General features: G+C 70.0%; 27 protein-coding genes and 1 tRNA gene. 18 read left to right on the top strand and 10 right to left on the bottom strand.

Annotation, left to right across the window (positions count from 1 at the left end; genetic code table 11):
- Positions 1-11: 11 nt before the first annotated feature.
- Complete coding sequence (locus ACIBK5_RS33385) at positions 12-482, bottom strand: Lrp/AsnC family transcriptional regulator (protein ID WP_382580320.1); 471 nt, start codon at positions 480-482, stop codon at positions 12-14.
- A gap of 123 nt (positions 483-605) precedes the next feature.
- Here ACIBK5_RS33385 and hppD point away from each other — a divergent pair, with 123 nt between their 5' ends.
- The gene (gene hppD / locus ACIBK5_RS33380; RefSeq protein WP_399025481.1) at positions 606-1,751 is read left to right on the top strand and encodes a 4-hydroxyphenylpyruvate dioxygenase; all 1,146 of its coding nucleotides are present in this window, start codon (positions 606-608) and stop codon (positions 1,749-1,751) included.
- A 51-nt stretch (positions 1,752-1,802) separates the two neighbouring features.
- Here hppD and ACIBK5_RS33375 read toward each other — a convergent pair whose 3' ends face one another.
- Entirely contained in the window at positions 1,803-3,263 is a 1,461-nt protein-coding gene (locus tag ACIBK5_RS33375; RefSeq protein WP_399025479.1) for a tetratricopeptide repeat protein, read from the bottom strand.
- A 92-nt stretch (positions 3,264-3,355) separates the two neighbouring features.
- Between ACIBK5_RS33375 and ACIBK5_RS33370 the strand changes: the two genes are divergently transcribed.
- Positions 3,356-4,771, top strand: a complete 1,416-nt coding sequence (locus ACIBK5_RS33370; protein ID WP_399025477.1) for an FAD-binding oxidoreductase — start codon at positions 3,356-3,358, stop codon at positions 4,769-4,771.
- A gap of 11 nt (positions 4,772-4,782) precedes the next feature.
- Here ACIBK5_RS33370 and ACIBK5_RS33365 read toward each other — a convergent pair whose 3' ends face one another.
- On the bottom strand, positions 4,783-5,193 hold the full coding sequence (locus ACIBK5_RS33365; RefSeq protein ID WP_399025475.1) for an SsgA family sporulation/cell division regulator: 411 nt from the start codon (positions 5,191-5,193) through the stop codon (positions 4,783-4,785).
- Positions 5,194-5,450: 257 nt separating this feature from the next.
- Between ACIBK5_RS33365 and ACIBK5_RS33360 the strand changes: the two genes are divergently transcribed.
- Both ACIBK5_RS33360 and ACIBK5_RS33355 read left to right on the top strand, forming a co-directional pair.
- Positions 5,451-7,127, top strand: a complete 1,677-nt coding sequence (locus ACIBK5_RS33360) for an RDD family protein (protein WP_399025474.1) — start codon at positions 5,451-5,453, stop codon at positions 7,125-7,127.
- 93 nt (positions 7,128-7,220) lie between these two features.
- On the top strand, positions 7,221-7,895 hold the full coding sequence (locus tag ACIBK5_RS33355) for an RDD family protein (RefSeq protein WP_399025472.1): 675 nt from the start codon (positions 7,221-7,223) through the stop codon (positions 7,893-7,895).
- A gap of 23 nt (positions 7,896-7,918) precedes the next feature.
- On the opposite strand, the gene ACIBK5_RS33350 is transcribed toward ACIBK5_RS33355, so the two are convergent.
- Entirely contained in the window at positions 7,919-8,197 is a 279-nt protein-coding gene (locus ACIBK5_RS33350) for a hypothetical protein (protein WP_399025639.1), read from the bottom strand.
- Between the two features lie 405 nt (positions 8,198-8,602).
- Here ACIBK5_RS33350 and ACIBK5_RS33345 point away from each other — a divergent pair, with 405 nt between their 5' ends.
- Both ACIBK5_RS33345 and ACIBK5_RS33340 read left to right on the top strand, forming a co-directional pair.
- Complete coding sequence (locus ACIBK5_RS33345; RefSeq protein WP_399025471.1) at positions 8,603-10,963, top strand: immune inhibitor A domain-containing protein; 2,361 nt, start codon at positions 8,603-8,605, stop codon at positions 10,961-10,963.
- 122 nt (positions 10,964-11,085) lie between these two features.
- Positions 11,086-11,427 carry a hypothetical protein gene (locus tag ACIBK5_RS33340; protein WP_399025469.1) on the top strand — a complete coding sequence of 114 codons (342 nt, stop codon included), beginning with the start codon at positions 11,086-11,088 and terminating at the stop codon, positions 11,425-11,427.
- A 220-nt stretch (positions 11,428-11,647) separates the two neighbouring features.
- Here ACIBK5_RS33340 and ACIBK5_RS33335 read toward each other — a convergent pair whose 3' ends face one another.
- Both ACIBK5_RS33335 and ACIBK5_RS33330 read right to left on the bottom strand, forming a co-directional pair.
- Positions 11,648-12,238 carry a nicotinamidase gene (locus tag ACIBK5_RS33335; RefSeq protein ID WP_399025467.1) on the bottom strand — a complete coding sequence of 197 codons (591 nt, stop codon included), beginning with the start codon at positions 12,236-12,238 and terminating at the stop codon, positions 11,648-11,650.
- Between the two features lie 113 nt (positions 12,239-12,351).
- Positions 12,352-13,749: a nicotinate phosphoribosyltransferase gene (locus tag ACIBK5_RS33330; protein WP_399025465.1), complete on the bottom strand. Its 1,398-nt coding sequence runs from the start codon at positions 13,747-13,749 to the stop codon at positions 12,352-12,354.
- Between the two features lie 115 nt (positions 13,750-13,864).
- On the opposite strand from ACIBK5_RS33330, the gene clpS reads away from it, so the two are divergent.
- The 7 genes from clpS (at position 13,865) to ACIBK5_RS33295 (ending at position 18,786) form a co-directional block, all read left to right on the top strand.
- Positions 13,865-14,173, top strand: a complete 309-nt coding sequence (gene clpS / locus ACIBK5_RS33325; protein ID WP_020132202.1) for an ATP-dependent Clp protease adapter ClpS — start codon at positions 13,865-13,867, stop codon at positions 14,171-14,173.
- Between the two features lie 32 nt (positions 14,174-14,205).
- A complete protein-coding gene (locus tag ACIBK5_RS33320; RefSeq protein WP_399025462.1) occupies positions 14,206-14,814 on the top strand; it encodes a DUF2017 domain-containing protein in 609 nt (202 codons plus the stop codon).
- A gap of 386 nt (positions 14,815-15,200) precedes the next feature.
- On the top strand, positions 15,201-16,625 hold the full coding sequence (locus ACIBK5_RS33315) for an amino acid permease (protein ID WP_399025460.1): 1,425 nt from the start codon (positions 15,201-15,203) through the stop codon (positions 16,623-16,625).
- Positions 16,626-16,759: 134 nt separating this feature from the next.
- Positions 16,760-17,182: a Mov34/MPN/PAD-1 family protein gene (locus ACIBK5_RS33310; protein ID WP_391097849.1), complete on the top strand. Its 423-nt coding sequence runs from the start codon at positions 16,760-16,762 to the stop codon at positions 17,180-17,182.
- Positions 17,183-17,338: 156 nt separating this feature from the next.
- Entirely contained in the window at positions 17,339-17,434 is a 96-nt protein-coding gene (locus ACIBK5_RS33305; RefSeq protein WP_391097848.1) for a putative leader peptide, read from the top strand.
- Between the two features lie 116 nt (positions 17,435-17,550).
- A complete protein-coding gene (locus ACIBK5_RS33300) occupies positions 17,551-17,829 on the top strand; it encodes a MoaD/ThiS family protein (protein ID WP_399025459.1) in 279 nt (92 codons plus the stop codon).
- Positions 17,830-17,835: 6 nt separating this feature from the next.
- Complete coding sequence (locus tag ACIBK5_RS33295; protein WP_399025457.1) at positions 17,836-18,786, top strand: PLP-dependent cysteine synthase family protein; 951 nt, start codon at positions 17,836-17,838, stop codon at positions 18,784-18,786.
- A 98-nt stretch (positions 18,787-18,884) separates the two neighbouring features.
- Here ACIBK5_RS33295 and ACIBK5_RS33290 read toward each other — a convergent pair whose 3' ends face one another.
- Positions 18,885-19,328: a type II toxin-antitoxin system PemK/MazF family toxin gene (locus ACIBK5_RS33290; protein ID WP_399025455.1), complete on the bottom strand. Its 444-nt coding sequence runs from the start codon at positions 19,326-19,328 to the stop codon at positions 18,885-18,887.
- Between the two features lie 214 nt (positions 19,329-19,542).
- On the opposite strand from ACIBK5_RS33290, the gene ACIBK5_RS33285 reads away from it, so the two are divergent.
- Positions 19,543-20,295: an MBL fold metallo-hydrolase gene (locus ACIBK5_RS33285; protein ID WP_399025453.1), complete on the top strand. Its 753-nt coding sequence runs from the start codon at positions 19,543-19,545 to the stop codon at positions 20,293-20,295.
- 61 nt (positions 20,296-20,356) lie between these two features.
- Here the strand turns inward: ACIBK5_RS33285 and ACIBK5_RS33280 are convergent, their stop codons facing one another.
- Positions 20,357-21,619 (bottom strand): PTS transporter subunit EIIC, encoded by a 1,263-nt coding sequence (locus ACIBK5_RS33280; RefSeq protein WP_399025451.1) that lies wholly within the window; start codon positions 21,617-21,619, stop codon positions 20,357-20,359.
- Positions 21,620-21,881: 262 nt separating this feature from the next.
- Here ACIBK5_RS33280 and ACIBK5_RS33275 point away from each other — a divergent pair, with 262 nt between their 5' ends.
- The 4 genes from ACIBK5_RS33275 to rdgB all read left to right on the top strand — a co-directional run bounded on the left by ACIBK5_RS33275 (position 21,882) and on the right by rdgB (position 24,280).
- Positions 21,882-22,115, top strand: coding sequence for a glucose PTS transporter subunit EIIB (locus tag ACIBK5_RS33275; RefSeq protein WP_189723936.1), 234 nt, complete (start codon positions 21,882-21,884; stop codon positions 22,113-22,115).
- 128 nt (positions 22,116-22,243) lie between these two features.
- Positions 22,244-22,981 (top strand): ribonuclease PH, encoded by a 738-nt coding sequence (rph, locus tag ACIBK5_RS33270; protein WP_399025448.1) that lies wholly within the window; start codon positions 22,244-22,246, stop codon positions 22,979-22,981.
- 142 nt (positions 22,982-23,123) lie between these two features.
- Positions 23,124-23,522 carry a hypothetical protein gene (locus ACIBK5_RS33265; protein ID WP_399025446.1) on the top strand — a complete coding sequence of 133 codons (399 nt, stop codon included), beginning with the start codon at positions 23,124-23,126 and terminating at the stop codon, positions 23,520-23,522.
- A gap of 155 nt (positions 23,523-23,677) precedes the next feature.
- On the top strand, positions 23,678-24,280 hold the full coding sequence (gene rdgB, locus ACIBK5_RS33260; protein ID WP_399025445.1) for an RdgB/HAM1 family non-canonical purine NTP pyrophosphatase: 603 nt from the start codon (positions 23,678-23,680) through the stop codon (positions 24,278-24,280).
- A gap of 63 nt (positions 24,281-24,343) precedes the next feature.
- On the opposite strand, the gene ACIBK5_RS33255 is transcribed toward rdgB, so the two are convergent.
- A tRNA-Leu gene (locus tag ACIBK5_RS33255) sits at positions 24,344-24,419 on the bottom strand.
- A 7-nt stretch (positions 24,420-24,426) separates the two neighbouring features.
- Complete coding sequence (locus ACIBK5_RS33250; RefSeq protein ID WP_399025637.1) at positions 24,427-25,227, bottom strand: HNH endonuclease signature motif containing protein; 801 nt, start codon at positions 25,225-25,227, stop codon at positions 24,427-24,429.
- Positions 25,228-25,255 lie beyond the last annotated feature (28 nt).

Here is a 25,255-nt window from a genome sequence, read left to right as displayed (position 1 = left end):
CACCCCACGACTCAGGTCTCCTCCGCTGCCTGCTCCACCAGCGGGATGATCCGCAGCGGAACGGGGTTCTCCATGACGATCGCCGTGGAGGCCCGGACGATGCCATCAAAACCGACGACCCGGTCGATCACACGCTGGAGATCGGCGTTCGAGCGGGCCACGAGCCGGCACATCATGTCCCCGCTGCCGGTGGTGGTGTGCAGCTCCAGCACCTCGGGCACGGTCGCCAAGTGGGCCCGTACGTCGGCTCCTTGGCCCTGCCGGATCTGGAGCGTCGCGAACGCCGTGACCGGGTAGCCGAGCGCCGCCGGATCCACCTCCGGACCAAATCCGCGGATGACTCCGTTCGACTGAAGCCGGTCCAGCCGGGCCTGCGCCGTGCCCCGGGCCACGCCCAGCCGCCGGGACATCTCCAGCACCCCGATCCGCGGCTCCCGGGCCAGCAGCAGGATGATCCGGCCGTCCAGATGATCGATCGCCACAGCAGCCTCCAGGGGTGGTCATCCTGTACAGAAAGGCCGGTGCACCGGCCGTATTGCTGAACAGATTGCCCAGCGGAAACGCAAACTATTGCGCACCTTGCCGAGCGGGGAGACCCTGCGGCTATGACGCAGACCACACACCACACTCCCGACACCGCCCGGCAGGCCGACCCCTTCCCGGTCAAGGGAATGGACGCGGTCGTCTTCGCCGTGGGCAACGCCAAGCAGGCGGCGCACTACTACTCCACCGCCTTCGGCATGAAGCTGGTCGCCTACTCCGGACCGGAGAACGGCAACCGCGAGACCGCTGCGTACGTCCTGGAGAACGGCTCCGCCCGCTTCGTCCTCACCTCGGTCATCAAGCCCACGAGCGACTGGGGCCGCTTCCTCGCCAAGCACGTGGCCGAGCACGGCGACGGCGTCGTCGACCTCGCCATCGAGGTGCCGGACGCCCGCGCCGCCTACGCCTACGCGCTCGAGCACGGCGCCCGCTCCGTCACCGAGCCGTACGAGCAGAAGGATGAGCACGGCACCGTCGTGCTGGCCGCCATCGCCACCTACGGCGAGACCCGCCACACCCTCGTCGAGCGCTCCGGCTACGACGGCCCCTACCTGCCCGGCTATGTGGCGGCCCAGCCGATGGTCGAACCGCCCGCCCAGCGCACCTTCCAGGCGATCGACCACTGCGTCGGCAACGTCGAGCTCGGCCGGATGAACGAGTGGGTCGGCTTCTACAACAAGGTGATGGGCTTCACGAACATGAAGGAGTTCGTGGGCGACGACATCGCCACCGAGTACAGCGCGCTGATGTCGAAGGTCGTCGCCGACGGCACGCTCAAGGTCAAGTTCCCGATCAACGAGCCGGCCATCGCCAAGAAGAAGTCCCAGATCGACGAGTACCTGGAGTTCTACGGCGGCGCGGGCGTGCAGCACATCGCGCTCAACACCAACGACATCGTGCAGACCGTCCGCACCATGCGCGCGGCCGGCGTCGAGTTCCTGAACACGCCCGACTCCTACTACGACACGCTGGGGGAGTGGGTCGGCGAGACGCGCGTACCGATCGACACCCTGCGCGAGCTGAAGATCCTCGCCGACCGCGACGAGGACGGCTATCTGCTGCAGATCTTCACCAAGCCGGTCCAGGACCGTCCGACCGTCTTCTTCGAGATCATCGAGCGCCACGGCTCGATGGGCTTCGGCAAGGGCAACTTCAAGGCCCTGTTCGAGGCGATCGAGCGGGAGCAGGCCCGCCGCGGCAATCTGTGAGCCCGATCGCCCTCTGAGACGGTGCGGGTGTCACGGGGCACCCGCGCCCTCTCATTCCCCCGCCGTCTCCGGGCCCGTCACCGGCACCTCCGTGTCCGGCGGCTCGCCCAGTGCCTCCAGCGCCGCCCGCGCCTCGGGCACCCGCAGCGGCGAGAAGTGCGGGTTGATCCGCAGGGCCTCCGTCAGGTGCCGCCGTGCGGCCCCGTACCGTTCCAGCTCCCGCTCGATCATGCCGCGGTGGTACATGTACAACGCGCTGCGCACCCCGCCCGAGTGCTTCTCCTCCGTCGCCCGCAGCGCGAACACCAGCGCCTCCTCGTGCTCCCCGGCCCGGTGCAGCGCCCACCCCAGGGCGTCGGCGACCGCGGTCCCCGGCTGCCGTTCCCACTCCGCCCGCAGCCGTCGTACCGCGGCCTCCGCATCGCCGTGGTCCGCCTCGAACTGCCCGAGCACCAGCTCCTCGTCGGCCCCGGCGGCGCTCGCCCCGCGCACCCCCTCCCGCAGCAGGTCGTACTGCACCCGGGCGGCCTCCGCGAGCCCCAGCGACTCGTACAACTCGCCCAGCTCCAGGGCGTAACCCGGGCACGGCTGCTTGGCGAGCGCCACCCGGTAGGCGTTCAGCGCCTCCGTCGTCCGGCCCAGGGCCGCCAGCGCCCGGCCCTGCCCGGCCTGCGCTGCCCGCTGGTCCGGGTCGAGACGCACCGCCTTCTGGAAGTGCCGCAGCGCGTCCTCGAGGTCCCCGCGCTCCCAGGCCAGCTGCCCGGCCCGCTCCAGATAGGCCGCCCGCTCGGCCGGGGCGTGCGCGCCCGCCGCCGCGTCCGCCAGCGCGGCCGCCGCGTCCTCCCGCCGGCCGCGGTCCCGGTAGACGGCGGCGGCCCGCGCCAGCACGGCGGGCCCGGAGCGCAGCTCCGTGAGCCGGTCCAGCATCCGCTCGGCCGCCTGGTGCTCGCCCAGCCCGGTGTAGGCGTCGATGAGCGGCGGATACGTCGTCCAGCGCCGCGGCTGGAGCCTCAGCGCCGCCTCACCCCAGCGGCGTGCGGCGGCGAAGTCCCGGCGGGCGTTGGCCAGTGCGGCCAGACCGCCCAGGGCACGGGTGTTCCGCTTCGGCCGCACCTTCAGCGACGTACGCAGCGCCTTCTCGGCCCGCGGGTAGTAGCCCGGGTCCGCCAGCCGCCGCCCCTGCTCCACATAGGCCGCACCGAGCACCGCCCAGGACCGCGCGTCCCTCGGGTGCGTCCGCAGCCGCTTCTCCCGCTCGTCGATCAGCTCCGCCAGGCCGGGCAGCGCGGCCGGCACCCCGCCGGACACCGCCGCCATGGCCTGCGCACCCGGCGACGGCGGAGCCGGCGGGTCGGGCCGGTCCCACGGCAGCAGCACCAGCACCCCGCCGAGCACGGCACATCCCGCCACGGAGCCGATCAGCACGTGCCGGCCACGCACCCGCCGACGGCGAAAGGGGCTTTTCGAACTCCTGCTCTCCTGTCGCTCCGTGCCCTCCTGATGGTTCTCCATGGCGCTCACTGTGCGTCAGTACGACGACCACACCCGGGCAGGCGAAGGGTGCCGCAGACGGGGTTCACACCGATGGCCCCGGGTGCGAACCTGTGATCATGAGCCGTATCGAAGCGCGCAGCCCCGAGGACGCCGAGACGACCGGCGACCTGGTCGACCTCCTGCTCGACGGCCTCCCCGCCGAGGCGGTCCTCACCGACTCCGACGTCACGGCCTCCTACGCCAACGACATGGCGAGCTTCTGCCCGGCCGGCACCCCGGCCGTGGTCGTCCTGCCCCGCACGGTCGAGCAGGTCCAGCACGTCATGCGCAGCGCCACCGCCCTGCGCGTCCCGGTCGTCCCGCAGGGCGCCCGCACCGGACTGTCCGGCGCCGCGAACGCCTCCGACGGCTGCGTCGTGCTCTCCCTGACGAAGATGGACCGGATCCTGGAGATCAACCCGGTCGACCGGATCGCCGTCGTCGAACCCGGCGTCATCAACGCCGCCCTGTCCCGGGCCGTCGGCGAACACGGCCTGTACTACCCGCCGGACCCCTCCAGCTGGGAGATGTGCACCATCGGCGGCAACATCGGCACGGCCTCGGGCGGTCTGTGCTGCGTGAAGTACGGCGTGACCGCCGAGTACGTCCTCGGCCTCGACGTGGTGCTGGCCGACGGCCGGCTCATGTCCACCGGCCGCCGCACCGCCAAGGGCGTCGCCGGCTACGACCTCACCCGGCTGTTCGTCGGCTCCGAGGGCTCGCTCGGCATCGTCGTACGGGCCGTCCTCGGGCTGCGCCCCAAGCCGCCCGAGCAGCTGGTGCTGGCCGCCGAGTTCTCCTCGGCCGCCGCCGCCTGCGACGCCGTGTGCCGGATCATGGAGGGCGGCCACGTCCCGTCACTCCTCGAACTCATGGACCGTACGACGGTCAAGGCCGTCAACGACCTGGCCCAGATGGGCCTCCCCGAGAGCACGGAAGCACTGCTCCTGGCCGCCTTCGACACCACCGCCCCGGCCACCGACCTCGCCGCCGTCGGCGCGCTGTGCGAGGCAGCCGGTGCCACCCAGGTCGTACCGGCCGACGACGCCGCCGAGTCCGAACTGCTGCTCCAGGCGCGGCGGCTGTCGCTCACCGCGCTGGAGGCCGTCAAGGGCGTGACGATGATCGACGACGTGTGCGTGCCCCGCTCCCGGCTCGCCGAGATGCTCGAAGGGGTCGACCGGATCGCCGAGAAGTACCGGCTCACCATCGGGGTCGTCGCCCATGCGGGGGACGGCAACACCCACCCGACCGTGTGCTTCGACGCGGCCGACCCCGACGAGTCCCGGCGCGCCCGCGAGTCCTTCGACGAGATCATGGCCCTCGGCCTGGAGCTCGGCGGCACCATCACCGGCGAACACGGCGTCGGAGTCCTGAAGAAGGAGTGGCTGGCGCGCGAGATCGGCCCCGTCGGGCTGGAGATGCAGCGGGCCGTCAAGCAGGCCTTCGACCCGCTGGGCATCCTCAACCCGGGCAAGCTGTTCTGACCCGCCCGCTGTCACTGGGCGAGCAACTCGGCCAGCCCGTCGTCGATACCGAGTTGCTCGCCCTCGGTTCCCGGCGGGACCACCCGAAGGGTGCGCTCCAGCCAGGCCGACACCGGGGCCGCCGGCGCCTCCAGCAGGGCGTCCCCGTCGGGTGAACTCAGCGCCATGAGGACGATGCCGCGCCCGTCGGCCCGGGTCGGCCAGACCCGTACGTCCCCCTGACCGCACGGCCGGAACACCCCCTCCACCAGCAGGTCCCGGGCGAACGTCCAGTGCACGGGGTGCTCGGAGGTGATGTGGAAGGTGACGTGGACGGCGTACGGGTCGTCGGAGCGGTATCCGAGCAGGGCCGGTACCGGGATCGAGCGCTCCGGCGACAGGACGAGCTTCAGCTCCAGTTCGCGTTCCACCACGGTGCGCATGGCGGTGTCCCTTCTCCTGATGGTGGCCCCGAGGGCCGGTTACGAGGAGAGAGCGGGCGGGGGCGGGAGCATTACGCGGGTTCCGGAAGTTTCTTCAGGTTGTTCGCCTGGGGAGGTTGTTCGCCTGGGGCTCTCGGCGCGTAGCACATCGGTGCTCGAATGGGGTGGGTCCGGTGGGAGCGGCCGTGGGGCTTGCGCTCGTCTGATAGATGTGGAGGCCCCCAGTTGACCCCCGAGCAGATACGGGACCGACGGACATGAGCGCCCCAACCCCGGCCCCCGGTGACGACAGGCCCCGCGAAGGGTTTTACCCGGACCCGTCCATTCCCGGATATGTCCGGTACTGGAACGGTGCCTCCTGGGTGCCGGGCACCAGCCGTCCGGCGCCCAAGGACGGCGAGACGCTCGCGCCGCCGCCCGGTGCGGGATCCGGCTCCGCCGCCGCGGTCGAGGAGACCGGCCCGCACTTCTTCGACGAGGACCCGGCCGCGGAGCCCGTCCAGGAGCCGTCCGCCGCCGACGCCCAGCACGGCAGCCGTCCCGAGCCCGCGTCCGCCTGGGGCGCCGACCGCTCCCGCCAGTCCGGGTTCGGCGGCGACCGGGACCGCCGTGTCGCGTGGGGCGCCCCGCAGGGGGCACAGGGAGCCGCCGCCGCGCAGGGATCCGACCCGAGGGTGCCGCACGCCGACCCCGGGCCTGACGGGGACTCCGCCGGCCAGGAGACGGACGCCGCGTCCGCCGGAGGCACGTTCGTCTTCCGCCGCCCGACGAAGTCCGGGGGCGGAGCGGCACCGTCCGCCGACGCTCCCGACGAGGGCACGATGACGTTCCGCGCGGTCTCACCGCGCCAGGGCACGGGGACTCCGGGGGCCTCCGACGGCAATGCGGGCGCCGGCGGCTTCGGGCCGGCCGGCAGTGGCCCGGCGGGTGCCGGGGGCTTCGGGCCGGCCGGCAGCGGCCAGGCGGGACCCGCCTTCGGCGGTCAGGCCGGTGCGGCCGGTTCCGGTGGCAACCCGGCGGGACCCGCCTTCGGCGGTCAGTCCGGCTCGGCCGGTTCCGGTGGCAACCCGTCCGGACCCGCCTTCGGCGCGCAGCCCGGTGCGGCAGGTGCCGCGGCCAATGGCGCGGGGCCCGGCTTCGGCGCCGGCAAGGCGGCCGCCGCCCGGGCCGCCGCCGCGCAGGCCGGTGCCGGGGCGGTCGGCGCCCAGTCCGCCGCGGCCGCCCCGACGGCGTTGTCCGGGCCCCAGGCCGCCCCCACCGTGCCCCCGCAGTCCGGCGGACCCGGCGGACCCCAGCCGGGAGGCACTCCCCTCAGCGCGGGCCCCGGCGGCGGTCAGTCGTCCTGGGCGCAGCAGGTGCACCGGCTCGCCGGAACCGGCGACGAGCAGCCCGTCGCGCCCTGGAAGCCTCCGACCGAGGACGTGTTCCAGGCCGCCGCCCGGCGCCAGGCGGCGGCCCGCCCCGCCGGGCTCGGCAAGCGCCTGGCCGCCCGGCTGCTGGACACCGTCGTCCTCCTGGGCGTCACCGCCGCGGCCGCCGTGCCGCTCGGCACCATGGCGATCGACCACGTCAACGAGAAGATCGACGCGGCCAAGCTCTCCGGCGAGACCGTCACGGTCTGGCTGCTCGACGGCACGACGTCGGTCTACCTCGGCATCATCCTGGCCGTGCTGCTGCTCGTCGGCGTCGTCTCCGAGGTGCTGCCCACCGCCAAGTGGGGCCGCACCCTGGGCAAGAAGCTGATGGGGCTCGAAGTCCGCGACATCGAGGGCCACGAGGCCCCGGACTTCGGCTCCGCCCTGCGCCGCTGGCTGGTCTACAGCATCCCCGGGCTGCTCGTCGTCGGGATCGTCGGCGTCGCCTGGTGCCTCTTCGACAAGCCGTGGCGCCAGTGCTGGCACGACAAGGCCGCCCACACCTTCGTGGCGGGCTGAGCGGCGGCACACCCGTCCCGTACTGCCCCGTCCCGTACCCCGTCCGGCGGTCTGCCGGATGCGGAGGCGGGGGGTTCGCGGTCGACTCGGGCCATGAGCAGTGAACCGCCCCCCGGCCCCGGGCAGCAGCCCCCGGACGACGACCCGTTCAGGAAGCAGCCCCCGAACGAGCCGCCCGGTCAGGGCGCGGGCTCGCCCTACGGCAGCGAACCCCCGCCGTACCAGGGCGGCGGCGGGCCGACCGGTGGCGGTCCCTACGGCGGCCCCGGCGGCGGGGACCCGTACGGCGGCGGCTCCTACCCCACCGACCCCCTCGCCGGCATGCCCCCGCTCGCCGACAGCGGCAAGCGCACGCTCGCCCGCATCCTCGACATGATCCTGGTGGGTGTCGTCGTCTGGCTGATCACCTGGGGCTTCAACGTCAACGAGTACGACGTGGACAGCGATCAGATCGAGGTCGGCAAGTCCTTCTGGCAGTCGGGCGTCGCCGCCGTCCTCTACATCGCCTACGACACCGTCCTGACCGCCAGGACCGGCCAGACCCTCGGCAAGAAACTGCTGCACATGCGCGTGGCCAACCTCGACAACGGCGCCACGCCCTCCGTACAGAACTCGCTGCTGCGGGCCGCGGTGCTGTGGATCCCGTTCGCCTTCTGCTGTGCCTGTGTCTGGACGGCGATCTGCGGCGGCTGGAGCTTCTTCGACCGGCCCTACAAGCAGGGCCTGCACGACAAGGCGGCCAAGACGGTCGTGGTCAGCACCGGTTGAGGCAGCCGGGAATCAGCGGGAGGTCAGGAGGCCGCCCGCTCGTGCACCGGCTCCGGGGCCTGGGCCGGGGCGGGGACCGAGGCCCGCAGGGGTTTCACGGGGGCGGGCTGTTCCACCGCGGTCCGGCGTTTGCCGGGCACCGTCATGGCGACCAGCAGCCCGAGGGCGAGCGCCGCGAGGGCGATGATCGCGATCCCCGGACCCGAACTCGTCTGTGACAGCAGCAGCATGGCGAGGGTCGAGAAGATCACGGTGCACGAACCGTAGGCGAGCTGTGCGGCAGTCGGACGGGGCATGGCCATCATGTCCTCGAAAGTGGGGGTCCACGGGGGTGTCGGCCTGGCTTTCCGCCGCTTACCGAGCGTTCCGCCAAGTGACATTCTCAGGGGCAGGGTGCCCGAGTGGAACCGCCGGTAAGCGTGACCTAATCAACAGGTCCGGAGCACAGGGGGCGCACGGGGTCATGGCGTCCACCCAGTGGACATATGCGCGCGCCTGCTGCCAGACGGGCATGCGGTTGGTTGTCCGCAAAACGAACGTGGACTCCGCATAGTGCACTTGACTTGTCCAAGTCAAGGTCTGTCTTTTCTGCTTAACCTCTAGTCAAATGTCGTCACTTGACTACACGCGTTGATCACGCGCGCGCGGACCTTGACTCGACCAGGCCCCCTTCCTTCCGCGCGCCCGGACGCGGGGGAGGAACTCAAGTGACCAGTAGACCCTGGACGTTCAGAGCGGCCGCCATCGGTGTGGCGCTCGCGGCGGCCACCGCCACCGTCTCCACCTATGCGGTGGCCCAGGCCGACGACGCCTCCGCTCCCCGGTCCACCACCGTGGACCGGCACGACCCGGCGGAGCACAAGCACGACGAGCACAACCTCGAAGGCCCGCTGAGCAAGACCCAGGAGGCTCAGCGCCAGGAGGCTCTGAACCAGGTCATCTCCGGCAAGTCCACGGTCAAGAACCGTGAGGGCTCGAAGGTCGTCCAGCTCAAGAGCAAGAAGGGCGACAGCAAGTACGTCGAGCTCGGCCGCGAGAAGACCGACAAGATCTTCACGATCCTGGTCGAGTTCGGCGACCAGATCGACAGCAAGTACGGCGGCACCCCGGGCCCGCTGCACAACAAGATAGCCAAGCCGGACCGCAAGAAGGACAACTCCACGGCCTGGCGGGCGGACTACAACCAGAAGTACTTCGAGGACCTCTACTTCGGCACCGGCAAGAACACCGAGTCGGTCAAGAAGTACTACGAGAAGCAGTCCTCCGGCCGCTACTCGGTCGAGGGCGAGGTCTCCGACTGGGTCAAGGTCCCCTACAACGAGGCCCGTTACGGCAACAACGCCTGCGGCGACACCAACTGCCCGAGCGTGTGGAACGTCGTCAGCGACGGTCTGACCGCGTGGGTCGCCCAGCAGAAGGCAGCTGGGAAGACCGACGCCGAGATCAAGGCGGACGTCAAGAAGTACGACCAGTGGGACCGCTACGACTTCGACGGCGACGGCGACTTCAACGAGTCCGACGGCTACATCGACCACTTCCAGGTCGTGCACGCCGGTGAGGACGAGTCCGCGGGCGGCGGCGTCCAGGGCACCGACGCGATCTGGGCCCACCGCTGGTACGCCTTCGGCACCGACGCCGGCGCCACCGGCCCCGCCGACAACAAGCTCGGCGGCGCGAAGGTCGGCGACACCGGCATCTGGGTCGGCGACTACACCGTCCAGCCGGAGAACGGCGGACTGGGCGTCTACGCCCACGAGTACGGCCACGACCTCGGCCTGCCGGACCACTACGACACCACCGGCGGCGGCGACAACTCCACCGGCTTCTGGACCCTGATGTCCTCCGGCTCCTGGCTCGGCACCGGCAAGAACGAGATCGGTGACCTGCCCGGCGACATGACCGCCTGGGACAAGCTCCAGCTGGGCTGGCTCAAGTACGACACCGCGAAGGCCGCGACCAACTCGTGGCACAAGCTGGGCGTCGCCGAGTACAACACCAAGCACAAGCAGGGCCTCGTGGTGGAGCTGCCGAAGAAGGCCGTCACCACCGAGCTGGTCACCCCGGCCCAGGGCGCCACCCAGTGGTGGAGCGGCAGCGGCAACGACCTCAAGAACACGCTGACCCGGTCCGTCGACCTGACCGGCAAGAAGTCGGCGTCGCTGACCCTCGACGGCTGGTACGAGATCGAGGCCAACTACGACTACCTCTACGCCGAGGTCTCGACCGACGGCGGCGCCAACTGGACCGCCCTGGACGGCACGGTGGACGGTCAGCCGATCCCGCGTGACGGCAGCGACAAGCCGGCGCTGACCGGCACGGTCGACGCGTACAAGAAGCTGGCGTTCCCGCTGGACGCCTACGCGGGCAAGAAGATCGACCTGCGCTTCCGCTACCAGACCGACGGCGGCCTGGCGATGAAGGGCTTCGCGGGCGACCGCATCACCGTCACCGCCGACGGTGCCGCCGTCTTCTCCGACGACGCCGAGTCCGCGGACGCGGCCTGGACGGCGAAGGGCTTCTCCCGCATGGGCGCGTCCTTCACCAAGGACTACGCGCAGTACTACATCGCGGAGAACCGCCAGTACGTGTCGTACGACAAGACCCTCAAGGTCGGCCCGTACAACTTCGGCTTCTCCACGACCCGTCCGGACTGGGTGGAGCACTACCCGTACCAGAACGGCCTGTTGATCTGGAAGTGGGACACCTCCCAGGCGGACAACAACACCAGCGTCCACCCGGGCACCGGTCTGCTGCTGCCGATCGACGCGCACCCGAAGGCGATGAAGTGGTCCGACGGCACGCTGATGCGCAACCGCATCCAGGCCTACGACTCGCCCTTCAGCCTCTACGGCACGGACGGCATCAAGCTGCACAACGCGGACGTCGCGACCAAGATCAAGTCGTCGAAGGGGGTGTCGGTCTTCAACGACCGGAAGAACACCTACTACGACGAGACGAACAAGACCGGCGGCGTCAAGATCACTGACACCAACACCAAGATCAAGATCATCAAGGAGGCGAAGGACGGCTCGACGATCGAGCTCGAGGTCGCCCCCGCAGCGAAGTAAAACGCATTTCCCCAGCTCAGAGCATGATCGGCGGTGACCCCCTGGCGGGTCACCGCCGATCCGTGTTTAGGTGCGTCCTGTGGTTCTCTTATTGACACCGACCGACACGGGGGGATGACCGCATGGCCGCAGGAGGCTTCTGCAAGCTGCCGAACGGCACGGTGGTGGTGGCACTGAACCTGCCCAGCCCCGCCGCCCACGGCCCCGGCTCCGTCCGTGTGCTCGTCCACTCGGCCAACCGCGCCCGAGCCCTGACCAGGCTCCGCAATCTGGGCCTGCGGGCGGTCTACCTGCGGGGCAACGCCGCGCCGCCGACCCCCGACGAGGTCACGGCGGTCCTTCACCACCCCGACGGCCTCATATGGCGCACGGCCCCTGACAACGGTGTCCTGACCCCGGACCTCACCACGGAACTGTGGCGCCCGATCAGATCCCTCCTGAGACGCCCGACGGCCCAGACCTGACGCCGGGACGCCCACTGGGAGCGGGCCCACGCCCGCCCGACCGGGCGAGACGGGGCCGCTGTCACGGCGCGCCCGCGGCGGCTCGGCACGCGGCCACGCCCATCGGGCGCGCCCGGCGGTCCGTAGCGACGGGGTCCGTGCGTCTGACGGGGCCATGACGGGCGTCCGGCCGGCTGCCGAGGCCCCGGACAGGCTCCGCCGGGGCGGGCTCAGCCGCTTCCTACTGGACGACCGGCTTCCCGGACAGCTCCACGCCCGCCTCGCGCAGCTCCTCCAGGGCCCGCTCGGTGGTCTCCTGGGAGACACCCGCCGTGAGGTCCAGGAGGACCTGGGTGCGGAAGCCCTCCCGGGCCGCGTCCAGGGCCGTGGCGCGGACGCAGTGGTCCGTGGCGATGCCGACCACGTCCACCTCGGTCACCTCGCGGGAGCGGAGCCAGTCGGCCAGGTCCGTGCCGTTCTCGTCCGCGCCCTCGAAGCCGCTGTACGCCGCTGAGTACGCCCCCTTGTCGAACACGGCATCGATCGAGCCGCCGGCGACCGCGGGGGCGAAGTTGGGGTGGAAACCGACGCCCTCCGTGCCCGCGACGCAGTGCGCGGGCCAGGAGTGGACATAGTCCGGGTTCGTGGAGAAGTGGCCGCCGGGAGCGATGTGGTGGTCGCGGGTGGCCACCACGTGCTGGTAGCCGGACCCGGCCGCCTGCCCGATCAGCTCCGTGACGGCGGCAGCCACATCGGCACCGCCGGACACCGCGAGGCTGCCCCCCTCGCAGAAGTCGTTCTGCACGTCTACGACGATCAAGGCGCGGCGCATGGTCGGTGTCCTTCGGCTATGAGGTCGGAAAGCCCGGCCGGTGAACTTCCGAGCCTATTGACAGGAGGGAGAGGGCGGGAGGGGGACGGGTCGGCGCATCGCGGCACATCGCATTAGCTACCCGAGGCGCCGTGCACGTACTCCGTGGGAAGGACGGGCTCCCCGCGCGAGAGCTGCGTGGCCGACATCGGGAGCCCCGCGCGCGCCGCCGTGTGCCGCTCGCGCGCCGCGTCCAGCGGCTCGCGCGCCACCACCTCGCCCCCCTTGACCAGCTCCACCAGCAGCTGCCGGTCCGCCAGCTCGGCCGGCACCGGCCCCGTGCCGATCACCTCGGCCTCGGCCACCCCGTGGGCGTCCAGCCGTCGCGCGGCCCACTTGCGCCCGCCCACCGAGGTCTTGCCCCCGGTCGACTTCTTCGCCACCGACACCAGCGGTGCCTTCGGGTCGGTGGACTCGGCCCGCGCGACCAGCTTGTAGACCATCGAGGACGTCGGATGCCCGGAGCCGGTCACCAGCTGCGTCCCGACGCCGTACGCGTCCACCGGCGCCGCCGCCAGCGAGGCGATCGCGTACTCGTCCAGGTCCGAGGTCACGGTGATCCTCGTGCCGGTCGCCCCCAGCTCGTCGAGCTGCTGCCGCACCCGGTGCGCCACCAGCAGCAGATCGCCGGAGTCGATCCGTACGGCTCCCAGGTCGGTGCCGGCGACCTCCACGGCCGTACGGACCGCCTCGGCCACGTCGTAGGTGTCGACGAGCAGGGTCGTGCCCCGGCCCAGCGTGTTCACCTGGGCCTGGAAGGCGTCCCGCTCGCTGTCGTGCAGCAGGGTGAAGGCGTGCGCGGAGGTGCCGACGGTCGGGATGCCGTAGCGGAACCCCGCGGCCAGGTCCGAGGTGGTCGCGAAGCCGCCGACGTACGCGGCCCGGGAGGCCGCCACCGCGGCCAGCTCGTGCGTGCGCCGGGCGCCCATCTCGATCAGCGGCCGGTCACCGGCGGCCGACGACATCCGCGAGGCCGCCGCGGCGATCGCCGAGTCGTGGTTGAGGATCGAGAGGATCACCGTCTCCAGCATCACGCACTCGGCGAAGGTGCCCTCGACCCGCATGATCGGCGAGCCCGGGAAGTACACCTCGCCCTCGGGGTAGCCCCAGATGTCCCCGCTGAAGCGGTAGCCGGCGAGCCATTCGAGGGTCTGCTCGTCCACGATGCCCCGCTCGCGCAGGAAGCCGAGGACGCCCGGGTCGAAGCGGAAGTTCTCCACCGCGTCCAGCACCCGGCCGGTGCCCGCCACGACGCCGTAGCGGCGCCCGTTCGGCAGCCGCCGGGTGAAGACCTCGAACACGCTCCGCCGCTCGGCCGTGCCCGCCGCGAGCGCGGCCCGCAGCATCGTCAGCTCGTACTGGTCCGTGAAGAGCGCCGTCGAGGGAACGCCCACCCGTCGCCCACCGCCACCCTTCTGGGGAAGCGCTTCGCGCCCTTCTTCTTTCGGCAGCCCAAGGTCCGCTGTGTTCATGGCAGGGATGCTACCCCCATTTCGTCAATCTGACGATTGCGTCTCCCGGCGACGCGATCGCCTTGCTTCCAGGCCCGTTTGTGCGACTACCCCCCTCGGGTGGCAGCATGGGCATGTGACGTCACCCGCACCCCTGGAGATCGAACGCACCGAGTCGGCGGAGGAGGTCTTCGCCGTCCCCGAGCCGGACGTCCCCTGGGTCACCATCGTCCACAACGACCCGGTCAACCTCATGAGCTATGTGACCTACGTCTTTCAGTCGTACTTCGGCTACTCCAAGGACAAGGCCACCAAGCTCATGATGGACGTCCACCACAAGGGCCGGGCGGTCGTCTCCAGCGGCAGCCGCGAGGAGATGGAGCGCGACGTGCAGGCCATGCACGGCTACGGCCTGTGGGCCACTCTCCAGCAGGACCGCAAGTAGCCAGCAGCCCGCCCAGCAGCGAAAAGGCGTTCATGCCCGGAACCTTCGAACCGCTTCCCGGCGGCGGCGCGGCCGTCGCACTCGACGACGTCGAGATCTCCATCATCCGGTCGCTGGCCGTCCAGCTCCTGGAGCTCATCGGCCCCGGCCCCGCTGAGGACACCCCGGACGACCCGCTCGCCGAGCTGTTCGCGGAGGGCCCGAGCGAGCCGCCCACCGATCCGGTGCTCAAGCGGCTCTTCCCGGACGCCTACAGCGACCCCGAGCAGCCCGCCTCGCCCCGTGACGCCGAGGAGCAGCGAGCCTACTCCTCCGAGTTCCGCCGCTACACCGAGAACGACCTGCGGGCCGGCAAGCGGGACAGCGCCCTGGCGGTGATCCGCTCCCTGGACGCGCTCTCCTCGGCCTCGGCCGGTGAGGGCGGGGCCGTGCTGAAGCTGTCGCCGGAGGAGTCCCAGCAGTGGCTGGGCGCGCTGAACGATCTGCGGCTCGCGATCGGCTCGCGGCTGGAAATCACCGATGAGGAGGACAGCGATCTCCTCTATCGCCTCCCGGACGAGGACCCGCGCAAGCCGATGGTGATGGCCTATCTGTGGCTGGGCGGACTCCAGGAGACGCTGGTCGGAACGCTAATGCCTTGATCGGTGAACGTTAATGCCCTGATCAGTGCAGGTCCTGTGACCTGCGGGTGACCGATCGGTGTTCGCTCAGAGGACACTCAAATCCGGATAACGATCGCGTCACCGCACCCGCCTTCTATGCCGTCTTCGGCAGCGCTTTGTCCGGTTCTCCCTGTGCGGTGCGTCACAAATCAGCCATGTGATCAATGTTGCGGCCGTGATAAATCTTCACGACCGCCCGGCCGACACCACCCGAATGTCCGGCCGGGTGCGCCACCGAGCCGACAACCGTCGGCCAGGCACGAGCGGCCTTCCGGGGCCGGCTCAGCTCCATCATTCCGGGGGGATCGAGACCCGATCCGAGGCCGACGCAGGCCCGGGTCGGCATGGAGAAAGGCGCACCACACATGACCTCTGCGCAGGTCGACACGGAAAACGTCCCCGAAGAGGGGTACGAGCGCGGACTCGGCAGTCGCCAGGTCCAGATGATCGCCATCGGCGGCGCCATCGGCGTCGGCCTGTTCATGGGTGCCGGAGCGAACATCGCCAAGGCCGGCCCCAGCATCATCCTCATGTACGCCCTCGCGGGCGTCGTCATCTTCTTCATCATGCGGGCGCTGGGCGAGCTGCTCCTCTACCGGCCCGTCTCCGGCTCCTTCGCCGAGTACGCCCGCGAGTTCCTCGGCCCGTTCTTCGGGTTCGTCACGGGCTGGACGTACTGGCTCATGTGGGTGGTCACCGGCATGGCCGAGCTCACGGCCGCCGCGATCTACATCCACTTCTGGTTCCCGGAGATCCCGCAGTGGGTCAGCGCCCTGGCGTTCCTGGTGGTGCTCTTCGGCGTCAACCTGATCTCCGTCAAGATCTTCGGCGAGGTCGAGTTCTGGTTCTCGATGATCAAGGTCACGGCCATCATCGGCATGATCGTCATCGGCCTCGGCGTGCTCACCCTCGGCTTCTCCGACGCCGGTGACACCGCCACCGTCTCCAACCTCTGGTCGCACGACGGCTTCTTCCCGAACGGCATCGGCTCCAGCCTGATGACGCTCCAGGGCGTCATGTTCGCCTACCTCGCCGTCGAGCTCGTCGGCGTCACCGCGGGCGAGTCCGAGAACCCCGAGAAGACCCTGCCCAAGGCCATCAACACCCTGCCCTGGCGCATCATCGTCTTCTACGTCGGCGCACTGCTGGTCATCCTGTCCGTCGTGAAGTGGACCGAGTTCTCCGCAGGTGAGAGCCCCTTCGTCCACGCCTTCGGCAAGATCGGCATCCCGCTCGCCGCGGGCATCGTCAACTTCGTGGTGCTCACCGCGGCCCTGTCGTCCTGCAACTCGGGCATGTACTCGACCGGCCGCATGCTGCGCGACCTGGCCGCCAACAGCGAGGCCCCGCAGGCCTTCGGCAAGCTCAACGCCCGCAAGACCCCCGCCGTCGGCATCACGGTCTCCGTGGCGCTCATGGGCATCGGCGTCGTCCTGAACTACGTCGTCCCGGAGAAGGCGTTCCTCTACGTCACCTCCGTCGCCACCGCGGCCGGCATCTGGACCTGGATGATGATCCTCGTCAGCCACATCCGCTACCGCGCCGCGGTCGACGCGGGCCGGCTGCGCGCCTCGTCCTTCCCCGCCCCCGGCGGAGCGCTCTTCAGCTGGGTCGCGCTCCTCTTCCTCATCGGCGTGACCTTCATGATCGCGTACGACAAGGACGCGCGGATCTGCCTGTACGTCGCGGCCGGCTGGGCCGTCGCCCTCGGCATCGGCTGGGCGATCCTCAAGAGCCGCAACCCGCAGATCGCCGAGCGCCGCGACCCGGAGTTCGAAAAGGTCGGCTGACCTCCCGCCCCGGACGCCCAGCGGTGGGGAGTACTCGTGGCACTCCCCGCCGCTGCCGCTCAGGGCGTCCGGCATATGGGCCGTTCCGTACCAACCCTCGGTACGGAACGGCCCATCTGCTTATCCTGACCAGCATGCTGACCATCACCCAGGCCCTCGTCGACCAGATCGTCGCCCACGCGCGCAAGGACCACCCCGACGAGGCGTGCGGCGTGATCGCGGGCCCCGAGGGCTCGGACCGCCCCGAGCGCTTCATCCCGATGCTGAACGCGGCCATGTCGCCCACGTTCTACGAGTTCGACTCCGGCGATCTGCTCAAGCTCTACCGCGAGATGGACGACCGCGACGAGGAGCCGGTGGTCATCTACCACTCCCACACGGCGACCGAGGCCTACCCCTCCCGCACCGACATCTCCTACGCGAACGAGCCGGGCGCCCACTACGTCCTCGTCTCCACCGCCGACACCGACGGGGCCGGCGAGTTCCAGTTCCGCTCCTTCCGTATCGTCGAGGGCGAGGTCACAGAGGAAGAGGTCCAGGTCGTCGAGGCGTACTGAGCAGGCCTGAAGCAAGCACTGAAGTAGGCACTGAACAAGCCCTGAAGCAAGCACTGAACAAGCCCTGAGCAGTGCGGTCTCACTCCCCGGCCGGGAACCGTCCGCGATGTGGGATCACATTCCAGTACCCGGACCGGGAATCGATACGATGACCCCATGGTTTTCGATGACGTGAGCGACAAGACGCCGGGCGAGCTGCTCGTGGCGCGGCTGCACGTCGACCTGTGCAGGCTCGCCAGCGCCATCTGTTGACGCGGGACCCTGCCGCCGTACGGCCGTGAGCCGCGGCGCCGCACCCACGCACCACCCCGCTGTTCCTGCGCTGCCGCGCGCCCCGACCGACTACTCCCGACAGGAGCCCTGAAGCCATGGCCATCGAGGTCCGCATCCCGACCATCCTCCGCACGTACACCGACGGCCAGAAGGCGGTGGAGGCCAGCGGTGACACCCTCGCCGAGCTGTTCACCGACCTCGAGAGCCGGCACGCCGGCATCCAGGCCCGCATCGTCGACGGCGACCAGCTCCGCCGCTTCGTCAACGTGTACCTGAACGACGAGGACGTCCGCTTCCTCGACGGCATCAACACCAAGCTGTCGGACGGCGACAACGTCACGATCCTGCCGGCCGTGGCCGGCGGCATGGTCTGATCAGCGATGCGCTACGACTCACCCCTGGCCGCGGTAGGCAACACCCCCCTGGTGCGCCTGCCGCGGCTGTCGCCGTCCCCCGACGTCCGCATCTGGGCGAAGCTGGAGGACCGCAACCCGACCGGCTCGGTCAAGGACCGTCCGGCCCTGCACATGATCGAACAGGCGGAGAAGGACGGCCGCCTGACCCCGGGCTGCACCATCCTGGAGCCCACGTCGGGCAACACCGGCATCTCGCTGGCCATGGCGGCGAAGCTCAAGGGCTACCGCATCGTCTGCGTGATGCCGGAGAACACCTCCCAGGAGCGCCGCGACCTGCTCGCCATGTGGGGCGCCGAGATCATCTCCTCCCCGGCCGCCGGCGGCTCCAACACCGCCGTGCGCGTCGCCAAGGAACTCTCCGCCGAGCACCCGGACTGGGTGATGCTCTACCAGTACGGCAACCCGGACAACGCGGGCGCCCACTACGCGACGACGGGCCCGGAGATCCTCGCCGACCTGCCCTCCGTCACCCACTTCGTGGCGGGCCTCGGCACCACGGGCACGCTCATGGGCGTGGGCCGCTTCCTGCGCGAGCACAAGCCCGACGTCCAGATCGTCGCCGCCGAACCGCGCTACGACGACCTGGTCTACGGCCTGCGCAACCTCGACGAGGGCTTCGTCCCCGAGCTGTACGACGCCTCCGTCCTCACCAGCCGCTTCTCGGTCGGCTCGGCCGACGCGGTCACCCGTACCCGGGAGTTGCTCCAGCAGGAGGGCATCTTCGCCGGCGTCTCCACGGGCGCCGCGCTGCACGCCGCGCTCGGCGTGGGCAAGAAGGCCGTGAAGGCCGGTGAGCAGGCAGACATCGTCTTCGTCGTCGCGGACGGCGGCTGGAAGTACCTGTCGACGGGCGTCTACACGGCGACCACGACGGAAGAGGCCATCGACACGCTCCAGGGGCAGCTCTGGGCGTAGCGCACACCGACGGGAAAGTCCGTAGCGCACGACAGGAAAGTCCGTAGCGCACACCGACAGGAAAGGCTGGAGCCATCGCGCTCCAGCCTTCTTGCGTCTCACCCCGCCAGATACCGCACCCGGTCCCACAGCGCCGGGTCCACCACCCCGACCCGGCGCCTGAAGCCCCACACCGGGACCTCCCGCAGCTCGTCCGTCTCCAGGAAGCTCGCACGGCCCCTGGCGTCACCGACCGAACCCGGCGGCAGCGGGATGACCCCGCCCCGCTCGTGCCGGAACCGCGTGGTGATCCTCGCGACGGTCGCCCGCTCCCCGCGCACCGCCAGCACCAGACACGGCCGGTCCTTGGTCCGCGCCTCGTCCTCGAAGGGCACGTCCGCCCACCAGATCTCCGCCGGCTGCGGCAGGCCCGCCACCGCCGCGGACGGCGCGACCGGACGCCGCCGCCGCGCCGACGACCGGCGCCCCCAGCCGTCGACGAGCGTGGCGACGAGCGCGAGCAGTACCACCGCGGCGAGCGCCAGCCACCAGGACGTGTCCATACTGAGACGTTACCGGCGCCATCCCTCCCATGCGCCCTCCCTCGCAAGGATCACGCCCGGACCTGCCGCCCGAACCGGTGACACCACAGGTGAGTTCGCCCACAACAGCCCTTGGCGGAGGAGCTACCGGAGGTTTTGCGCCTTACGCTCGACAAACCGCACGACCCCCGACGCCCCTTACACAGACTTTCCCGCCAGCGGAGGTTTCTGCTTCATGAAGCTCACCGTCGTCGGCTGCTCGGGGTCGTTCCCGTCCGCGGAATCGGCCTGCTCGAGCTACCTCGTCGAGGCCGACGGCTTCCGGCTGCTTCTCGACATGGGCAACGGTGCCCTGGGCGAGCTGCAGCGCCACTGCGGTCTCTACGACCTCGACGCGATCTTCCTCAGCCATCTGCACGCCGACCACTGCATCGACATGTGCGCGTACTTCGTCGCGCGCTACTACCGCCACGAGGGCGGCCGCTGCGACCCGCTCCCGGTCTACGGACCCGAGGGCACGGAACACCGGCTGACCACCGCCTACGCGGACACCCCCTCCGCCTCCTCCATGAGCGAGGTCTTCGACTTCCACACGGTCAAGCCGTCCACCTTCGAGATCGGCCCCTTCACGGTCCACACCGAGCGGGTGGCCCACCCCGTGGAGGCGTACGGCATCCGCATCGAACACGACGGCAAGGTGCTGACGTACTCCGGCGACACGGGCATCAGCCCGGCCCTGGACGAACTCGCCCGGGACGCCGACCTGTTCCTGTGCGAGGCGGCGTTCACGCACGGCAAGGAGAACATCCCCGACCTGCACCTCAACGGCCGCGAGGCGGGCGAGACCGCCGCCCGGGCAGGCGCCCGGCACCTGGTCCTCACCCACATTCCGCCGTGGACGGACCCCCAGGTCAATGTCGCCGACGCCCGCGAGGTCTACGACGGGCCCGTTGCCCTGGCCGCACCGAGGCAGACCTACGAGATCTGATGGTCTACGCGCGCAAAGGCCCCGGAACCAGGCGGTTCCGGGGCCTTCGTCGTGCCGTGTGCTACTTGGCCTCCGCCTTCTGCAACTCGGCGAGCTCCTCGTCGGACTCGCGGCCCGGCGTCGGCAGGTTGAACTTGGTGATCGCGAAGCGGAAGACCACGTAGTAGACCGCCGCGAAGCACAGACCGACCAGGGCCAGGCCCCACGGGTTGGTCGCGATGCCCAGGTTCAGGAAGAAGTCCACCGCGCCGGCCGAGAAGCCGAAGCCGTCCTTCATCCCCAGAGCCCAGGTCAGCGCCATCGAGACACCCGTGAGCACGGCGTGGATCGCGTACAGCACCGGCGCGATGAACATGAACGTGAACTCGATCGGCTCGGTGACACCCGTGACGAAGGAGGTCAGGGCGAGCGAGAACATCATGCCGCCGACGACCTTGCGGCGCTCCGGCCGGGCGCAGTGCACGATCGCCAGGCAGGCGGCCGGCAGGGCGAACATCATGATCGGGAAGAAGCCGGTCATGAACTGTCCGGCGGTCGGGTCCCCGGCCAGGAAGCGCGCGATGTCGCCGCTCTTGCCCTCGTACGTGCCGGCCTGGAACCACGGGAAGGAGTTCAGCAGGTGGTGCATGCCGATCGGGATCAGCGCACGGTTGGCGACACCGAAGATGCCCGCGCCGACGGCTCCGGAGCCGACCAGCCACTCGCCGAAGTTGTGCAGCGCCGTGCCGAGGACCGGCCAGATGTAACCGAAGACGATGCCGATGACCAGCCCCGCGAAGGCGGACAGGATCGGGACCATGCGGCGACCACCGAAGAAGCCCGCCCAGTCCGGCAGCTTGGTGCGGTAGAAGCGCTGGTAGAGGAGGGCGACCACGAGGCCCATCACCACACCGCCGAGCACCTTGGCGTCCACCGGCGCGTCCACCATGACGACCTTGCCGTCGACGGCCGTCGCCACCTGCGGCAGGTTCGGGTCGGTGAACGTGGCGAGCACGTTCTTGAAGACGAGGTAGCCGACCACGGCCGCGAGCGCGGTGGAGCCGTCCGACTTCTTGGCGAAGCCGATCGCGATGCCCACGGCGAACAGCAGCGCCATGTTGTCCAGGATCGCGTTGCCGCCGGCGGCCATGAAGCCCGCGATCTTGGTGATGAAGGCGGGGAACGACTCCCGCCCCAGCATGTCGGTGTTGCCGAGGCGGACCAGGAGGGCGGCGGCCGGCAGCACGGCGACGGGCAGCATGAGACTGCGGCCGATACGCTGCAGGACCGCCATCACCGCAGTCCCCTTCTTCGGGCTCGCGGGCGCGGCTGTGTCTGTGGACATGAACTTCCTCCATGGGGCACGGCGCCGCCCAGGAAGAGTTCGACGGGGGACGGCGGCGTCTCAAAAGGGGAGCGCGGTCTCCGCCGCGCGACCTCCACCAGTCAGTGGTGTAGACCAGTTGTAGCACGGTAGACCGAACGAGTGGAACCCGCGAATTCCGCCCGATTCGACGATCACACCTCGGTGCTTTGTCCAGAGGTGGACTTGTGGTGTAGACAACTGGACTACTGCGACCAAGCGGTTCGGATCAGGGAGAACAGAGATGGCCAGCAAGGCTGAGAAGATCGTTGCCGGGCTCGGCGGCATCGACAACATCGAAGAGGTCGAAGGCTGCATCACCCGCCTGCGGACCGAGGTCGTCGACCCCGCCAAGGTCGACGAAGCCGCCCTGAAGGCCGCCGGCGCCCACGGCGTCGTCAAGATGGGCACCGCCATCCAGGTCGTCATCGGCACCGACGCCGACCCCATCGCCGCGGAGATCGAAGACCTGATGTGAAGAGCGGGGATCATCCCCGGCTTCACCCCCTGAGGTCACCCGCTGAGGTCACCCCCTGAGGTCACCCGCGAGGGCCCTTCCCCACCGCGGGAGGGGCCCCTTCCGCACGTGCGGCTAGGCTCGGCGGCATGTCTCGAATCGACGGCCGCACCCCCCAGCAGCTCCGCCCGATCACCATCGAACGTGGCTGGAGCAAGCACGCCGAAGGCTCCGTCCTCGTCTCCTTCGGCGACACCAAGGTCTTCTGCACCGCCTCCGTCACCGAAGGCGTCCCGCGCTGGCGCAAGGGCAGCGGCGAAGGCTGGGTCACCGCCGAATACTCCATGCTGCCCCGCTCCACCAACACCCGCGGCGACCGCGAATCCGTCAGGGGCCGCATCGGCGGCCGCACCCACGAGATCTCCCGCCTCATCGGCCGCTCGCTGCGCGCCGTCATCGACTACAAGGCACTCGGCGAGAACACCATCGTCCTCGACTGCGACGTCCTCCAGGCCGACGGCGGCACCCGCACGGCCGCCATCACCGGCGCCTACGTGGCACTGGCCGACGCCGTCGCCTGGGCCCAGGGCAGGAAACTCATCAAGGCCGGCCGCCAGCCCCTGACCGGCACGGTCTCCGCCGTCTCCGTCGGCATCGTCGGCGGCGTCCCCCTCCTCGACCTCTGCTACGAGGAAGACGTCAAGGCCGACACCGACATGAACGTCGTCTGCACCGGCGACGGCCGCTTCGTCGAGGTCCAGGGCACCGCCGAGGCCGAGCCCTTCGCCCGTGACGAACTCAACGCCCTCCTCGACCTCGCCGTCGCCGGCTGCACGGAACTCACCGCCCACCAGCGCACCGCGCTTGATACCGTCCTCGAAAAGTAAAGGACGCACCAAGACAGATGCTCGGCACGGGCAACCGTGCCGAGCATGCTCGCGTCTGAAGAGGTACGGGCGCACGGCTCATCCCTGTGCGCTCGGCCAGCCACACGGGCCGACCGGCCCGACCGACGAGAGGGACCGTTCCATGGCCGCGAGCCGCCGACGCCGCACCGCAGCCGTCGCCGCCACCCTGGCGGCCGTCGCGCTGACCGCCGGACTCACCACCGGCTGCGCCGCCGTCGACAAGGCGCTGGACTGCGTTCAGACCGCCGACGCCATCGCCGACAGCGTCACGGAACTCCAGCAGGCCGTCGACAACGCGGCCAACGACCCGACACAGCTCGACAAGTCCCTCGACTCCATCGACAAGAACCTCGGCGAGATCGGCGACAAGACCGACAACACCGACGTCAACAAGGCCGTGGACGACCTCAACAAGGCCGTCGACAACGTCCGTACGTCGATCAAGAACGGCGACGAGACGCCCGACATCAGCCCCGTCACGGACGCGGCGGGCGAACTGACGAAGGTCTGCACGCCGTGACGCTGCGCCAGCGGAGCCGGGCTTCTCGTGTGCGGGGTTCTGTCGGTGGCCGACCGCGGGTTCGTCGTGGTTGATCGCGCAGTTCCCCGCGCCCCTGAAGGGGCGCCCTTTCAGGGGCGCCCCGGCCCGGCGGCGCTGCGGTGATACTGGGGGCCATGACCCGCCTGATCCTCGCCACCCGTAACGCCGGAAAGATCACCGAACTCCGCGCGATCCTGGCCGAAGCCGGACTGCCGCACGAACTTGTCGGGGCCGACGCCTACCCGGACATCCCCGATGTCAAGGAAACGGGCGTGACGTTCGCCGAGAACGCCCTGCTCAAGGCCCACGCCCTGGCCCAGGCGACGGGCCTCCCGGCCGTCGCCGACGACTCCGGCCTCTGCGTCGACGTCCTGAACGGCGCCCCGGGCATCTTCTCCGCCCGCTGGTCCGGCACCCACGGCGACGACAAGGCCAACCTGGACCTCCTCCTCGCCCAGCTCTCGGACATCGCCGACGAACACCGGGGCGCCCACTTCGCCTGCGCTGCGGCGCTGGCGCTGCCCGACGGCACGGAGAGGGTGGTCGAAGGCCGGCTGCGCGGCGCCCTACGCCACGAGCCGTCCGGCTCCGGCGGCTTCGGCTACGACCCGATCCTCCAGCCGGACGCCGAGACCCGAACCTGCGCGGAACTGACCCCCCAGGAAAAGAACGCGATCAGCCACCGGGGGAAGGCCTTCAGGGGGTTGGTGCCGGTGGTGCGGGAGCTGTTGGGCTGAGGGCTGTGCGCCATGAATGCCGAAGGGCGCGGCACCGCGATGGTGCTGCGCCCTTGTCGGCGGTGGGCCCGGTGGGACTCGAACCCACGACACACCGGACCTAAACCGGCGCCCTCTTGGCCAGCTGGGGTACGGACCCATCGCGGCTACTGTACTGGGCCGAGAGTGACGAGGGCGCGGCGAGGTCGAGAGTGGGTCTTCGTCTGGCTGTGGCAGGAGGGGCAGAGGTATCGGAGGTTCTCGGTCCGGTTGTCCAGCCGATCGCCGTTGATGTGGTCGAGTTCCAGAACGAGTCTTCTGCCCTGCCAGTTCTCCCCGGTGCCGCACTCGTTGCACACATGGGGTACGCCGAGGTCGTCGAGTGCGCGTCTGAGGAGGACCGTCTGGGTGCGTGGCGAACCAGGAGCAAGCGTCACCAGGATCTGGGCCGCTGACCTGCGACGCGGGGAGGGCGTGCCACGGAAATGGCCTTGCCCTGTGAAGTGGGCGGTCGATAGACCGTAGAATTCGATGCTGCGTTTGACCTTCACCCGACCGGATCCACCGAGGGGGGAGAGGTCGAGCATTCGCATCACTCCGGCCAAGCTGTGCGACTGGGCGACGGCTCGTGTGATGTCTTCACGAGGGAACAGCGTCCCTGAGTGGCTGCCGCGTCTCCCGGTGAAGTGCGCGGTGTCGATTCCGAATTCGTCCAGCTTCTTTCGGATGTAGCCGTATGGGCTGTCGCGTGGAGGAAGCCCCATGTACTCCACCATTTCTCTGATGCTGTTCGACTGAGCGGCGGCTTCTCTGAGGAGCTTTTCCGGATAGCTGCGCCGTTCGCGTTCCGGTAGCGGCTCCTCGCGGAAGTGTGAGGTATCGATGCCGTAGTGCCGTAGCCGCTTGCTGAGGTAGCCGCGAGGTCCGCTCCCCATCGGAGCTTCCAGGACGCGCATCAGGTCGACCATGCTGGTGGCTTTGGCGGCAGTACGAGTC

The sequence above is a fragment of the Streptomyces sp. NPDC050546 genome, assembly GCF_044457425.1.
GTDB lineage: Bacteria > Actinomycetota > Actinomycetes > Streptomycetales > Streptomycetaceae > Streptomyces.
Note: the sequence above shows the minus strand (reverse complement) of the source record. Positions and strands in the feature narration are given on the sequence as shown.